Here is a 13,356-nt window from a genome sequence, read left to right on the forward strand (position 1 = left end):
GCGTCAGTGCCCGTGCACGTCGTTCGTCGCCGCGATCCGCTTCCACGACCGGGGCCGCGCCACGTCCGTGCCCGCCCCCGCGAGCGACGCCGCGCGGGCCGCGGGCGCGGCCGGCTTCGACGGCTGGAACAGCCAGGTGTCGAACAGCGCGGCCAGCGGCCTGCCCGACACCCGCTCGGCGTACTTCCGGAAGTCCGCCACCGACGCGTTGCCGTACGCGTGCTCCTTCGGCCAGCCCTTCAGCACGGCGAAGAAGGCGTCGTCGCCGATATCCTCGCGCAGCGCCTGGATGGCGAGCGCGCCCCGGTCGTAGACGGCGGCGTCGAACTGGTGGTCCGGGCCCGGGTCACCGGGCGCGACCGTCCAGAACGCGTCGTCGGCGGGGTGGGAGGCGTAGACGTAGTCGGCGAGTTCCCGCGTGGTGCCCTCGCCCTCGTGCTCGGACCACAGCCACTGGGCGTAGCGCGCGAAGCCCTCGTTGATCCAGATGTCCTTCCAGCCCTTCAGCGACACGTCGTCGCCGTACCACTGGTGGGCCAGCTCGTGCACGACCACCGAGGTGTTGGAGCCGGACGCGAACTGCTTCGGGCTGTAGTAGACCCGGGTCTGCGTCTCCAGCGCGTACCCGGTGGTGGTGTTGGGCACGTATCCGCCGGCCGAGGCGAACGGGTACGGCCCGAAGTAGCCGCTCAGCCAGTCCACGAGCTCCCCGGTGCGCTCCACACTCGCCCGCGCCGCCCCGTCGTTGTCGCCCAGGTCCTTGCTGTAGGCGTTGAGGACCGGCACCCCGCCGTCGGAGGTGCCGGTGGTGATGTCGAACCTCCCGAGGGCGAGTGTGGCCAGATAGGTCGCCTGCGGTTTGTTCTGCCGCCAGTTGTAGGTGGTCCAGCCGAGCTTCGAGACCGTCGACTGCAGCGTGCCGTTGGAGATGGCCTGCGTGCCGTCGGGCACGGCCACCGACACGTCGTAGGTGGCCTTGTCGCTGGGGTGGTCGTTGCTCGGGAACCACCACCAGGCGGCCTCGGGCTCGTCGGCGGCCACCGCGCCGTCCGGGGTGCGGTGCCAGGTGGTGAACCCGTAGGCGCTCTTCGCCGACGGCACCCCGCTGTAGCGGACCACGACGGTGACCGGTGTGCCCTTCGCCAGCGGCTTGTCGGGCGTGACGACGAGTTCGTGCTCGCCCGACCTCGCGAAGGCCGCCCTGCTGCCGTTGACCCGCACCTCGCTCACGTCCAGCAGGAAGTCCAGGTCGAAACTGGACAGGTCCTGCGTGGTCCGCGCCAGGACGGTCGCGGTGCCCCGCAACTCGTCCGTCCCCGGCTGGTACCGCAGCCGCAGGTCGTAGTGCGAGACGTCGTAGCCGCCGTTGCCGTAGTTCGGGTAGTAGGGGTCGCCGATGCCCGGCGCGCCCGGGGTGTGGTTCGCGGCCGATGCCGGGATCGCCAGCAGGAGGGAGGCCGCCGCCAGTGCGCCCGGCGCGATGATTCTGCGGTGCACGTCAGCTCCAAGTCTTCGGGACAGGAAGTCTGTTCGGAGCCTATTCAGTCGCTGTGGCCCCCGGCCTGTCCATGGCCCCTGCCGTCACACGATCGCCATTCGGCCGCAATACGCCACCCGGCTGCCGTAAAGCCCTCTTCTGCGCGGGAGTTGACGGGGGTACCGTCCGCGCATGCCGACACGCACGCGCTTCACGACCTGGAGAACGCTCGCGACCGTGGCCGTCGCAGCCCTGACGGCCGCCCTCCTCACCCCGTCCGGCGCCCACGCCGCGCCACGCGAGAGCCGGCCCGTCTACTCCTACGCACACGCCGTCCGCGAGGCCGTCTGGGTGGACACCGGTCTCGACGCGGACGGCGACGGACGGACCGACCGGGTGGCCGCCGACATCGTCCGGCCCTCCGAACCGGCCCGCCAGGGCCGCAAGGTGCCGGTCGTCATGGACGCCAGCCCGTACTACTCCTGCTGCGGACGCGGCAACGAGAGCCAGCTCAAGACGTACGACGCCCAGGGCCGCGTCGTCCAGATGCCGCTGTTCTACGACAACTACTTCGTGCCCAGGGGCTACGCCTTCGTCGGCGTCGACCTGACCGGCACCAACCGCTCGGACGGCTGCGTCGACGTCGGCGGCCGCTCCGAGATCCAGTCCGCCAAGGCCGTGATCGACTGGCTGAACGGCCGCGCCAGGGCCTACACGACCCGCACCGGCTCCACGACCGTCAGGGCCGGCTGGACCAACGGCAGAACCGGCATGATCGGCAAGAGCTGGGACGGCACCATCGCCAACGGCGTCGCCGCCACCGGCGTACGGGGCCTGAGGACGATCGTCCCGATCAGCGCCATCTCCTCCTGGTACGACTACTACTTCGCCCAGGGCGCCCCGCTCTACGACGGCGGCCCCGACGAACTGGCCGGCTACGTCGAGAGCGACGCCGCGCACGCCCGCTGCGCGGCCGTCCGGAAGAAGCTCGCCGACGGCAGCCCGCCGAGCGGCGACTGGACCCCGCTGTGGACCGAGCGCGACTACGTGAAGGACGCGGCCAGGGTACGCGCGAGCGTGTTCCTCGCCCACGGCATGCAGGACCTCAACGTGCGCACCAAGCACTTCGGCCAGTGGTGGGACGCGCTGGCGAAGCACGGTGTCGAACGCAAGATCTGGCTCTCCCAGACCGGGCATGTCGACCCCTTCGACTACCGGCGCGGCGCCTGGGTCGACACCCTGCACCGCTGGTTCGACCACGAACTCCTCGGCTACGACAACGGCATCGACCGCGAGCCGATGGCCGACATCGAACGCCACCCCGACCAGTGGGTGACCTCGAAGGCCTGGCCGCCGCACGGCACCCGGACCACCACCCTGCGCCCGGCCCCCGGCGCGCGGGCGGGCGTCGGCACCCTCGGCCTGCGCCCGGCCACCGGCACCGAGACCTTCACCGACGACCCGGCGCTCGGCGAGACCGACTGGGCCGCCCGGCTGACCACCCCCACCCCCGAGAAGGCCGGCTTCCTCACCGCACCGCTCACCCGCGACCTGCGCCTGTCCGGCTCCTCCCGGGTGACCGTCACCGTCACCCCGACCACCACCTCGGCCCACCTGTCCGCCGTCCTGGTGGACCTCGGCCCGGACACCGTCCGCGACTACGCCGACGCGGCCGAGGGCATCACCACGCTCGCCGACCGCACCTGCTGGGGCGAGAGCACACCCGGGGACAGCGCCTGCTTCAAGAAGACCGCGGCCAGAACCGCGGAGACCGACTACACGGTGTTCAGCCGGGGCTGGGCCGACCTCGGCCACCACGCCTCGCTCGGCAAGGGCGTCCCGCTCACCCCGGGCAAGGCCGTCACCATGACCCTCGACCTGGCCGCCACCGACCACGTCGTCCCCCGGGGCCACCGGCTGGCACTGATCATCGCCGGCACGGACAAGGACCTCATCGACCCGCCGTCCACCCGGCCGGCCCTCACCCTCGACCTGTCCCGCACATCGGCCCGGCTCCCCTTGACCGGAGGCACGGCGGCGTTCGCCGGGGCCACCGCCGGCAGCACGGCCGCCGCTCCGGCGCCCCGGCGGCTGACCGGCGTCGGCACACCGGACCTGACCGGGCACATCCCCGCGCCCTGACCCGTCAGGCGGCCGGGCCCGTCACCAGCCCGGCCGCCTCGCGGGCGCACCCCCAGGCCACCGTGATCCCGGCCCCGCCGTGGCCGTAGTTGTGCACCAGCGGCCGTCCGTCCGGCAGCGACCGCCGTTCCAGGCGTACCGCGTCCCGGGCGGGCCGCAGACCCACCCGGTGCGCCAGGACCCGCGCCCCGGCGATCTCCGGCCGGATCTCCGCGCACCGCGCGACGATCGCCCCGGCGGTCGCGGGATCCGGTTCCAGCGACCAGTCGCCGTCCTCCGCCGTACCGCCGAGGAGCAGCACACCGGGCTGCGGGATGAAGTAGGCCGAGGCGGCGGAGGAGTGGTCGACGGAGGTGTACCAGGTGGTGATCCCCGGGTTCTCCACCACCACGAGCTGCCCGCGCACCGGGCGCACCGCCGGGTCCGGCACCAGTGAACGGGAGCCCAGGCCCGTGCAGTTGACCACTGCAGCGGCGGGCACGGCCGCGAGGTCGGTCACCTCCCGCTCCTCGACCGTGCCGCCCGCCTTCGCCAACCGATCCCGCAGCCAGGCCAGATGGACCGGCATGTCGATCACCGGCAGCCGTGCCGCCAGTCCCTCGGGCACCGCCCGCAGCCCCGGCACCCGGCCGGCCCACGCGCCCAGCTCGTCCAGCCGCGTCCCCGCGTGTACGCCCTCGACCAGGCGTACGCCCGTCTCCCCGGGGCGGGCCGCCTGTTCCTCGTACACGGCGAGGGATTCCAGCGCCCAGGCACCGACCAGCGGTTCGGGTTCGATCCGGTACGGCCACCACAGCCCGCCGGCCACCGCCGAGGTCGTACGTTCCGCGGGCTCGCGCGCCCACACCCGCACCCGCCGCCCGGACTCGGCCAGCACCACGGCGGTCGTCAGCCCGGCGATCCCGCCGCCGACCACGATCACTTCGTCACTCGACTCGCGTTTCACACCCAGACGCTAAGCGAATGTGCCACGCAGCGCTCACACCCGTCCCCGTGTGGGAATACTCACAGCATGTCTGCCGCATACGCGACCTTCGGCCTGGCACCGGCGACACGCGCCGGCGGTGTCCTCGCCGACGGCGGCTACGAGGTCCACCGCGATTTCGTGGACTTCGTCGTCGACGGCCGTCCCCTGCTGTTCCGGCTCTCCGACCTGGACGCCGTCTCCCCGCTCGCCTCCGACGTCCCCCCGGCCATCTTCACCGAGCAGGTGCGCGGCCTGCTCCGGGAGACCGAACCCCCGCTCCCCGACGGCCGGTTCGTGATCTACGGCTGCCCCGAGTGCGCGGACCTGGCCTGTGGCGCGGTGACCGCGGTCATCGAGCGGGACGGCGAGGACTACGTCTGGCGGGACTTCGCCTGGCAGACCGGTGAACACGCCGATCTGCAACTCAACGGGTACCAGGGGATAGGGCCGTTCCGCTTCCACGGCGCCGAGTACCGGGCGGCGCTCGCCGCCCTCGTGGCGCACCCCGGGGGCCCGTCCGCGGCCCGCCGCCGGGTGCTGCTGATCGGCGCGCGCGTCGCCGTGCTCGCCCGGCTGGCCGCCGCGCTGCGCACCATCGGCATCGGCGCCGACATCACCCAGGACGCCACCGGCGTTCCCGCCGAGGAACTGCGCGGCTACGGCGCGGTCGCCTTCGGCCGTGCCGTGAGCGAGGCGCAACGAGCATGCGTGATGGACGCGTTCGAGCGTGCCGGGGTGGCGGTCGCCCGGGTGGACGGCCTGGCTCCGATCGTCCCGCTGCTCGTCGCGCAGATCGAGCAGGCCCTGCACCGCGGCCCGCTGCCGCGCCGGCTCACCTCCCTGGCCGCCGCCGGCGGGTCGGCGGACGTCGAGGTGACCTCCGCCTGCCGGGTCCGGGTGACCGCGTACCGCCTCGACCGGCTGCGCCGCACCCACGCCCGGGACGTCTTCGACGGTGTCCTGGAGCCCGGCCGGCACCGCGTCCCGCTGGACCCGGAGGCGGTCAGGGGGGAGTCCTTCGTGGTGGCCCGGACCACGGGGAGCGTACTGGTGCGGCCGGTGGACGGGTGAGCGGCGGGCCACTCCCCGCACGGCGGGGAACCAGGCCGAAGGCCGGGTGCCCGGGAGATTAGGATCGGCGCTCTGATGACTGCCACCCTCGTCGCCAAGAACCTCGCCGCCGGGCACGGCGACCGCTCCCTGTTCGCCGGGCTCGACCTCGTCGTCGCGCCGGGCGACGTGATCGGTCTCGTCGGTGCCAACGGCGCAGGCAAGTCCACGCTGCTGCGCCTGCTCGCCGGGCTGACCGCGCCCGAGCAGGGCGAACTGCGGCTCTCCCCGCCGACCGCGACCGTCGGCCATCTGCCGCAGGAGCCGGAGCGCAGGCCGGGGGAGACCGTCGGTGAGTTCCTGGCCCGCCGCACCGGAGTGGCCGAGGCGCAGCGGGTGATGGACGAGGCCACCCAGGCACTGGTCGACGGTGCACCCGGCGCCGACGACGCCTACGCGGCGAGCCTGGAGCGCTGGCTCGGCCTCGGCGGCGCCGACCTGGAGGAACGGGCGGAGGAGGTGGCCGACTCGCTGGGCCTCGCCGTCGACCTGGACCAGCCGATGACCTCCCTGTCCGGCGGCCAGGCGGCCCGCGCCGGTCTCGCCTCCCTCCTCCTCTCCCGCTACGACGTCTTCCTCCTGGACGAGCCCACCAACGACCTGGACCTCGACGGCCTGGAACGTCTGGAACGCTTCGTCACCGGCCTGCGCGCGGGCACGGTGGTCGTCAGCCACGACCGCGAGTTCCTCACCCGCACGGTCACCAAGGTCCTCGAACTGGACCTGGCCCAGGGGCGCATCAACCTCTACGGCGGCGGCTACGAGGCCTACCTGGAGGAGCGGGACGTCGCCCGCCGGCACGCCCGCGAGGAGTACGAGGAGTACGCCGACAAGCGGGGCGCGCTCCAGGACCGCGCGCAGATGCAGCGTTCGTGGATGGACAAGGGCGTGAAGAACGCCCGGCGAAAGGCCGGCAACGACAACGACAAGATCGGGCGCAAGTTCCGCAGCGAGGCCAGCGAGAAGCAGGCCGCCAAGGCCCGGCAGACCCAGCGCATGATCGAGCGCCTGGAGGCCGTCGAGGAGCCGCGCAAGGAGTGGGAGTTGCGGATGGAGATCGCGGCCGCCCCGCGGTCCGGAGCGGTCGTGGCGACCCTGCGCGACGCCGAGGTCCGGCGCGGCGGCTTCACCTTCGGCCCCGTGTCGCTCCAGATCGACTGGGCGGACCGGGTGGCGGTCACCGGGGCCAACGGCGCCGGCAAGTCCACCCTGCTCGGCGCGCTGCTGGGCCGGATCCCGCTGGACCGCGGGCACGCCGCCCTGGGCTCGGGCGTCCTGGTGGGCGAGGTGGACCAGGCCCGCCGGCTGTTCCACGGCTCCGAGTCGCTGCTCGACGCCTTCTGCGCGGCCGTGCCCGACACCGAGCCGGTCGAGGTCCGCACCCTGCTCGCCAAGTTCGGCCTGAGGTCCGACCATGTGCTGCGCCCGGCGGCGAGTCTGTCCCCGGGCGAACGCACCCGCGCCTCCCTGGCGCTGCTCCAGGGCCGCGGTGTCAACCTCCTCGTCCTCGACGAGCCGACGAACCACCTCGACCTGCCCGCCATCGAACAGCTCGAGTCGGCCCTCGACGCCTACGAGGGCACGCTCCTGCTGGTCACCCACGACCGCCGCATGCTGGACGCGATCCGCGTCACCCGCCGCCTGGAGGTCGCGGCGGGCAAGGTGACCGAGCAGCCCTGACCGCCCTCGGCGGCCGGCCGGGCCGGGGCCGGGGTCGAGCACCCCGGCCCCGGGACCGTCAGCGGCGGCCGTTCTTCGGGTCGACCAGGCCCGCGCGGCGCAGCGCGTCGGCCATCGCGCTGTTGGCCGGCGCCGGGGCCTGACGGCCGCCCCGGTCACCGCCACCGCGGCCCTGCCGCTGCCCCTGGCCGCCCTGGCGCTGCCCTTGGCCGCCCTGCCGCTGCTGAGGCGGGCGGGCGCCGCCGCCGCGCTGCTGCCGGCCGCCGCCCTCGCCCTGGGGTGCGGCCTCGTCGTCCAGCCGCAGGGTCAGCGCGATCCGCTTGCGCGGGATGTCCACGTCCAGGACCTTCACCTTGACGATGTCGCCGGGCTTCACCACGTCCCGCGGGTCCTTGACGAACGTCTTCGACATCGCCGAGACATGCACGAGACCGTCCTGGTGGACGCCGACGTCCACGAACGCGCCGAAGGCGGCCACGTTCGTCACCACACCCTCCAGGACCATCCCCGAGGACAGGTCCGAGATCTTCTCCACGCCTTCCTTGAAGGTGGCCGTCTTGAACGCCGGACGCGGGTCGCGGCCGGGCTTCTCCAGCTCCTTCAGGATGTCCGTGACGGTCGGCAGGCCGAAGGTGTCGTCCACGAAGTCGGCGGGCCGCAGCGAGCGCAGCGCACCCGTGTTGCCGATGAGGGACGCGACGTCCTGCCCGGAGGTCTTCACCATGCGCCGCACCACCGGGTACGACTCCGGGTGCACGCTGGAGAAGTCCAGCGGGTCGTCGCCGCCGCGGATGCGCAGGAAGCCCGCGCACTGCTCGTACGCCTTGGGGCCGAGCCGCGGCACCTTCTTCAGCTCCGCACGGGACCGGAACGGGCCGTTCTGGTCGCGGTGCGCGACGATGTTCTCGGCCAGTCCGGCGGAGACGCCCGACACCCGGGCGAGGAGCGGTACGGACGCCGTGTTGACGTCCACGCCGACGCCGTTCACACAGTCCTCGACCACCGCGTCCAGCGAACGGGACAGCTTCACCTCGGACAGGTCGTGCTGGTACTGGCCGACCCCGATCGACTTCGGGTCGATCTTCACCAGCTCCGCCAGCGGGTCCTGCAGCCGGCGCGCGATGGACACCGCGCCGCGCAGCGACACGTCCATGTCGGGCAGCTCCTGCGAGGCGTAACTCGAGGCCGAGTACACGGACGCGCCCGCCTCGGACACCATCACCTTGGTGAGCTTCAGCTCCGGGTGCTTCGCGATCAGTTCGGCGGCGAGCTTGTCGGTCTCCCGGGACGCGGTGCCGTTGCCGATGGCGACCAGGTCGACCGCGTGCTCCTTGCTGAGCCGCGCCAGCTTGGCGATCGCCTCGTCCCACCTGTTGGCCGGGACGTGCGGGTGGATCACGTCCGTGGCGACGACCTTGCCGGTCGCGTCCACCACGGCGACCTTCACGCCCGTACGGAAGCCGGGGTCCAGGCCCAGCGTCGCGCGCGTGCCGGCCGGCGCGGCCAGCAGCAGATCGCGCAGGTTCGCGGCGAAGACGTTCACCGCCTCGTCCTCGGCGGCCGTCCGCAGCCGCAGCCGCAGGTCGATGCCCAGGTGGACCAGGACGCGGGTGCGCCAGGCCCAGCGGACCGTGTCCTTCAGCCACTTGTCGGCGGGGCGGCCGTGGTCGGCGATGCCGAAGCGGTGCGCGATGACGCCCTCGTACGAGGACGGCCCCTCGGTGGCCTCCTCGGGTTCCAGGACGAGATCCAGGACCTCCTCCTTCTCGCCGCGCAGCATCGCGAGAACACGGTGCGAGGGCAGCTCGGTGAACGGCTCGGCGAAGTCGAAGTAGTCGGCGAACTTGGCGCCCGCCTCCTCCTTGCCCTCGCGCACCTTGGCGGCCAGCCGCCCGCGCACCCACATGCGCTCGCGCAGCTCGCCGATCAGGTCGGCGTCCTCCGAGAACCGCTCGGTCAGGATGGCCCGCGCGCCCTCCAGCGCGGCCTGCGCGTCGGCGACGCCCTTGTCCGCGTCGACGAACGCGGCGGCGGCCGCCTGCGGGTCGACCGTCGGGTCACCCAGCAGCCCCTCGGCGAGCGGCTCCAGGCCCGCCTCGCGCGCGATCTGCGCCTTGGTGCGCCGCTTGGGCTTGTAGGGGAGGTAGATGTCCTCCAGCCGCGCCTTGGTCTCGGCGCCGCGGATCCGCTCCTCGAGCTCCTCGGTGAGCTTGCCCTGCTCGCGCACCGACTCCAGGATCGCCGTCCGACGCTCCTCCAGCTCCCGCAGGTAGCGCAGCCGCTCCTCGAGCGTGCGCAGCTGCGCGTCGTCGAGCATCTCGGTCGCTTCCTTGCGGTAGCGGGCGATGAAGGGCACCGTCGAACCGCCGTCGAGCAGTTCGACCGCGGCCTTCACCTGCCGCTCCCGTACGCCGAGTTCCCCGGCGATCCTGCTTTCGATGGACCCTACGAGGGGTGTCGTCACGATCCCGTACCGCCTTCTCCACTGAGGTTGCGCGGCAATTGTGGCAGGTGACGCCGACAACCGGGGATCAGGGCGACACGCGGCGGGCCGCCGGCCGGGGAAGTCAGGCCCCGCTGCCCCGAGCGGACGAGGAGGCACCGCCGAACAGGCGGGCCAGGGCCCGGAACGGCAGCGTGACCACCGTCGCGATGGCTCCGCCGATCTGCCGCAACACGTCTGCGATGGCACGGAACACGAGAACTTCTCCTTCCTCCCGGACGCCCTGCCCGGGAGCGGCCCGGGTACCTCCGCCGCCGTCGGTCATGCCCGGCAGGCCGCACCGGATGGCAGAAAAGGTGGGGAACTGGTCATTGCGGCCATGCGGGCACCGGCGAAGAATCGGGGCATGCCGCAGCGCACCGTTCTCCTCGTCCTGTTCGACGGCGTGCAGAGCCTCGACGTCACCGGCCCCCTGGAGGTGTTCACCGGGGCCGAGCTGCACACTCCGGGGACGTACCGCGTCCGTACCGCCTCGCTGGACGGCGGCCCCGTGCGCACCTCCAGCGGGCTGGCCCTCGTACCCGACGGGGCGCTCACCGCGATGCCGGACCCGGACACCCTGCTGGTCCCGGGCGGGCAGGGCACCCGCGGCCCCGATCCGCGGCTGACCGACTGGCTGCGCGCGCACGGCCCGCGCGCACGTCGCCTGGTCTCCGTCTGCACCGGCGCGATCCTGCTCGCCGCCGCCGGCCTGCTCGACGGCCGCCGGGCCACCACCCACTGGGCCTACTGCGACAAGCTCGCCCGCGACCATCCGGCCGTGACGGTGGACCCCGAGCCGATCTACGTACGGGACGGGCACGTCGCCACCTCCGCGGGCGTGACCTCGGGCATCGACCTGGCCCTCGCCCTGGTGGAGGAGGACCTCGACCGGGAGGTCGCGCTGAGCGTCGCCCGGCATCTGGTGGTCTTCCTGCGCCGGCCCGGCAACCAGGCGCAGTTCAGCGCACAGCTCGCCGCCCAGACCGCTCGTCGCGACCCGCTGCGGGAGGTGCAGCGGTGGATCACCGAGCACCCCGCGGGCGACCTGACCGTGGAGTCACTCGCCGCCCGCGCCCGGCTCTCGCCGCGCCACTTCGCGCGCGCCTTCCGGGAGGAGGCCGGCACGACTCCCGGCCGCTACGTCGACCGCGTCCGGCTCGAACACGCCCGCCGGCTCCTGGAGGACACCGGCGACGGCGTCGAGGAGATCTCCCGGGCCAGCGGCTACGGCACCCCCGAGGCCATGCGGCGCGCGTTCGTCAGGGCGCTCGGCACGGCCCCGGCCGAGTACCGGCGCCGTTTCCGCCCCGTCACCGCCGAATGAAAGGACTTCTCATGCAGATCGCCGTCGTCGTCTACGACCGGTTCACCGCCCTCGACGCCGTGGGGCCGTACGAGATGCTCTCCCGCGCCCCCGGCGCCGAGACGGTGTTCGTGGCCGAGCGCCCCGGACCCGTCCGCACCGACACCGGAGCGCTCGCGGTCGTCGCCGACCGGTCCCTGGACGAAGTGCCCGCCCCCGATGTCGTGCTCGTGCCCGGCGGGCCCGGCCAGAGCGCGCTGATGGAGCACGGGCCGCTGCTGGACTGGCTGCGCGCCGCCGACGCCACCAGCACCTGGACCACGTCGGTGTGCACCGGCTCCCTGCTGCTGGCCGCCGCCGGACTCCTTGACGGCCGCCGCGCCACCTCGCACTGGCTGGCCCTGGACCAGCTCGAGCGGTACGGCGCCGCGCCGGCGGAGGAACGGGTGGTGTCCGACGGCAAGTACGTCACCGCGGCGGGGGTCTCCGCCGGCATCGACATGGGGCTCGCCCTGCTCGGCCGGATCGCGGGCGACGAGCACGCCCGGGCGGTGCAGCTGGCCACCGAGTACGACCCGCGGCCGCCCTACGAGGCCGGGTCCCCGCACAAGGCCCCCGCGCACCTGGTGGAGAGACTGCGCGCCGGGAGCCGGTTCATCCTGCGGTAGTCCAGGTGAAGCGCGGCTGCCTGCGCTCCAGGAACGCGGCGACCCCCTCGGCGGTGTCGCCGCTGCCCCGCGCCTGCTCCGCCCAGTGGGCGTCCCGGTCGGTGCGGCCGTCCGCGAACTCCTTGGCGGCGGCCTGGGTGAGCCGGGAACGCGACGCCAGGACGCGCGTCAGCTCGGCGACCCGCTTGTCCAGTTCGCCCTCGGGCAGCACCTCGTCCACGAACCCGGTGCGCAGCGCCCGCCCGGCGTCCATCAACTCGGCGGTGAAAAGCAGGTACTTGGCGGTCGCCGGTCCCACCAGCGACACCAGCCGCCGGGTGGACGACGACGGATAGACGATCCCGAGCCGGGCCGGGGTCACCCCGAACAGGGCGCCCTCCTCCGCCAGCCGCAGATCGCAGGCGGCCGCCAGCTGGGCCCCGCCGCCCACGCAGTGGCCGCGGATCGCGGCGAGGGTCGGCCCCGGGAACGCGGCGAGGGCCTCCTCGGCCGCCACGGCCAGCCCCTGCGCCTCCAGCCGCGCTCCCTGGAGCGTGGAGATGTCGGCGCCCGCGCAGAAGGTCCCGCCCTCACCGGTCAGCACCAGGGCCCGCACGCCGGGATCGCCCGCCAGCTCCTCCAGCAGCGGTGGCAGGGCCTGCCACATGCCCGCCGTCATGGCGTTGCGCTTGGCCGGGTGACGGATCACGACGGTGGCGACGGAGTCGGTGACTTCGTGCGACAGCTGGGGCTCCATGAGGCCGGATGCTATCCGCCCCGCCATGACGGCCGGCCGGGTGGGCACCTGGAAGGGCGGGCGTCCCGCGCGCCCGGGCGGGTGGCGCGCGCCAAACCCGTACAAGCCGAATAGTTCGTGAACCTTGCACAGGAGGAACAGGAACAGTCCCGCGCCTGCCGGTGTCATACGCAGGCGGTCAGAACCGCTCGAAAGCAGCTGACTTCTGTTCAGTCCGCAGGACAGGAGCGCGTCGTTACCAACACTCGACGTGTGGTGACAATCGAGCGCGAGGGTGGCGACCGGACGATGGACGACCACGGGCGTGGGGACGGCGGCCCGCGCCCGGCGGGAGGCGCCGAGCGGCCGCCCGATCCACTGCCGTACGAGGGGGTCTGGCGGTTCACCGCGGCCGCCGTGGACGCCTCGGTCCCGCAGGCCCGGCACGCCGTTCGGGACCTGCTGCTGCGGCAGGGCGTACCGGTCGGCGACGACACGGTGCACGGCCTGCTGCTGATCGTCTCCGAGCTGGTCACGAACGCGGTCCGGCACGCGGCGCTGCTGTCGCCGATGCTCGCCGTGGAGGTGGCCGTCGGCGCCGAGTGGGTGCGGGTGTCGGTGGAGGACAACCACCCCTACCGGCCCACCGCCCTGGAGGCCGACCACGGCCAGACCGGCGGCCGGGGGCTGCTCCTGGTGCGGGAGGTGGCCCGGGAGGCGGGCGGGGCGGTCGACGTGGAGCACACGGCGAGCGGCGGCAAGGTGATCTGGGCCGCTCTGCCGCTCAAGCCGGCGGCGCCGGCGTAGCG

11 protein-coding genes are annotated in these 13,356 nt (G+C 73.5%); 6 read left to right on the forward strand and 5 right to left on the reverse strand.

The window, feature by feature from the left end; all coding sequences use genetic code 11:
- Positions 1-3 precede the first annotated feature (3 nt).
- Positions 4-1,497, reverse strand: coding sequence for a M1 family metallopeptidase (locus AB0924_RS23140; RefSeq protein WP_366912390.1), 1,494 nt, complete (start codon positions 1,495-1,497; stop codon positions 4-6).
- Between the two features lie 172 nt (positions 1,498-1,669).
- On the opposite strand from AB0924_RS23140, the gene AB0924_RS23145 reads away from it, so the two are divergent.
- Positions 1,670-3,619, forward strand: a complete 1,950-nt coding sequence (locus tag AB0924_RS23145) for a Xaa-Pro dipeptidyl-peptidase (protein ID WP_366912391.1) — start codon at positions 1,670-1,672, stop codon at positions 3,617-3,619.
- 4 nt (positions 3,620-3,623) lie between these two features.
- Here the strand turns inward: AB0924_RS23145 and AB0924_RS23150 are convergent, their stop codons facing one another.
- On the reverse strand, positions 3,624-4,565 hold the full coding sequence (locus AB0924_RS23150) for an FAD-dependent oxidoreductase (RefSeq protein WP_358932394.1): 942 nt from the start codon (positions 4,563-4,565) through the stop codon (positions 3,624-3,626).
- A gap of 66 nt (positions 4,566-4,631) precedes the next feature.
- Between AB0924_RS23150 and AB0924_RS23155 the strand changes: the two genes are divergently transcribed.
- Together AB0924_RS23155 and AB0924_RS23160 are read left to right on the forward strand one after the other, a co-directional pair.
- A complete protein-coding gene (locus AB0924_RS23155; protein ID WP_366912392.1) occupies positions 4,632-5,657 on the forward strand; it encodes an oxidoreductase in 1,026 nt (341 codons plus the stop codon).
- Positions 5,658-5,732: 75 nt separating this feature from the next.
- Complete coding sequence (locus AB0924_RS23160) at positions 5,733-7,376, forward strand: ABC-F family ATP-binding cassette domain-containing protein (protein WP_366912393.1); 1,644 nt, start codon at positions 5,733-5,735, stop codon at positions 7,374-7,376.
- A 58-nt stretch (positions 7,377-7,434) separates the two neighbouring features.
- Here AB0924_RS23160 and AB0924_RS23165 read toward each other — a convergent pair whose 3' ends face one another.
- Together AB0924_RS23165 and AB0924_RS23170 are read right to left on the reverse strand one after the other, a co-directional pair.
- A complete protein-coding gene (locus tag AB0924_RS23165; RefSeq protein ID WP_358932400.1) occupies positions 7,435-9,840 on the reverse strand; it encodes a Tex family protein in 2,406 nt (801 codons plus the stop codon).
- A 103-nt stretch (positions 9,841-9,943) separates the two neighbouring features.
- Entirely contained in the window at positions 9,944-10,075 is a 132-nt protein-coding gene (locus AB0924_RS23170) for an LPFR motif small protein (RefSeq protein ID WP_351668260.1), read from the reverse strand.
- A gap of 150 nt (positions 10,076-10,225) precedes the next feature.
- Between AB0924_RS23170 and AB0924_RS23175 the strand changes: the two genes are divergently transcribed.
- The gene (locus tag AB0924_RS23175; protein WP_366912394.1) at positions 10,226-11,185 is read left to right on the forward strand and encodes a GlxA family transcriptional regulator; all 960 of its coding nucleotides are present in this window, start codon (positions 10,226-10,228) and stop codon (positions 11,183-11,185) included.
- A gap of 11 nt (positions 11,186-11,196) precedes the next feature.
- Positions 11,197-11,832 (forward strand): DJ-1/PfpI family protein, encoded by a 636-nt coding sequence (locus AB0924_RS23180; protein WP_358932405.1) that lies wholly within the window; start codon positions 11,197-11,199, stop codon positions 11,830-11,832.
- On the opposite strand, the gene AB0924_RS23185 is transcribed toward AB0924_RS23180, so the two are convergent.
- On the reverse strand, positions 11,819-12,568 hold the full coding sequence (locus AB0924_RS23185) for an enoyl-CoA hydratase-related protein (protein ID WP_358932407.1): 750 nt from the start codon (positions 12,566-12,568) through the stop codon (positions 11,819-11,821). The two genes, AB0924_RS23180 and AB0924_RS23185, sit on opposite strands and share 14 nt — an antisense overlap.
- Before the next feature lie 288 nt (positions 12,569-12,856).
- On the opposite strand from AB0924_RS23185, the gene AB0924_RS23190 reads away from it, so the two are divergent.
- Entirely contained in the window at positions 12,857-13,354 is a 498-nt protein-coding gene (locus AB0924_RS23190) for an ATP-binding protein (RefSeq protein ID WP_358932580.1), read from the forward strand.
- Positions 13,355-13,356: the final 2 nt, after the last annotated feature.

The organism is Streptomyces sp. NPDC047869, assembly GCF_040704065.1.
In the GTDB taxonomy this organism is placed as follows: domain Bacteria; phylum Actinomycetota; class Actinomycetes; order Streptomycetales; family Streptomycetaceae; genus Streptomyces.

Excerpts from the sequence above, each read along its gene's own strand:
- AB0924_RS23145 (WP_366912391.1), top strand. The coding sequence starts at position 1,670 with ATGCCGACACGCACGCGCTTCACGACCTGGAGAACGCTCGCGACCGTG.
- AB0924_RS23155 (WP_366912392.1), top strand. The coding sequence starts at position 4,632 with ATGTCTGCCGCATACGCGACCTTCGGCCTGGCACCGGCGACACGCGCC.
- AB0924_RS23160 (WP_366912393.1), top strand. The coding sequence starts at position 5,733 with ATGACTGCCACCCTCGTCGCCAAGAACCTCGCCGCCGGGCACGGCGAC.
- AB0924_RS23175 (WP_366912394.1), top strand. The coding sequence starts at position 10,226 with ATGCCGCAGCGCACCGTTCTCCTCGTCCTGTTCGACGGCGTGCAGAGC.
- AB0924_RS23180 (WP_358932405.1), top strand. The coding sequence starts at position 11,197 with ATGCAGATCGCCGTCGTCGTCTACGACCGGTTCACCGCCCTCGACGCC.
- AB0924_RS23185 (WP_358932407.1), bottom strand. The coding sequence starts at position 12,568 with ATGGAGCCCCAGCTGTCGCACGAAGTCACCGACTCCGTCGCCACCGTC.
- AB0924_RS23190 (WP_358932580.1), top strand. The coding sequence starts at position 12,857 with ATGGACGACCACGGGCGTGGGGACGGCGGCCCGCGCCCGGCGGGAGGC.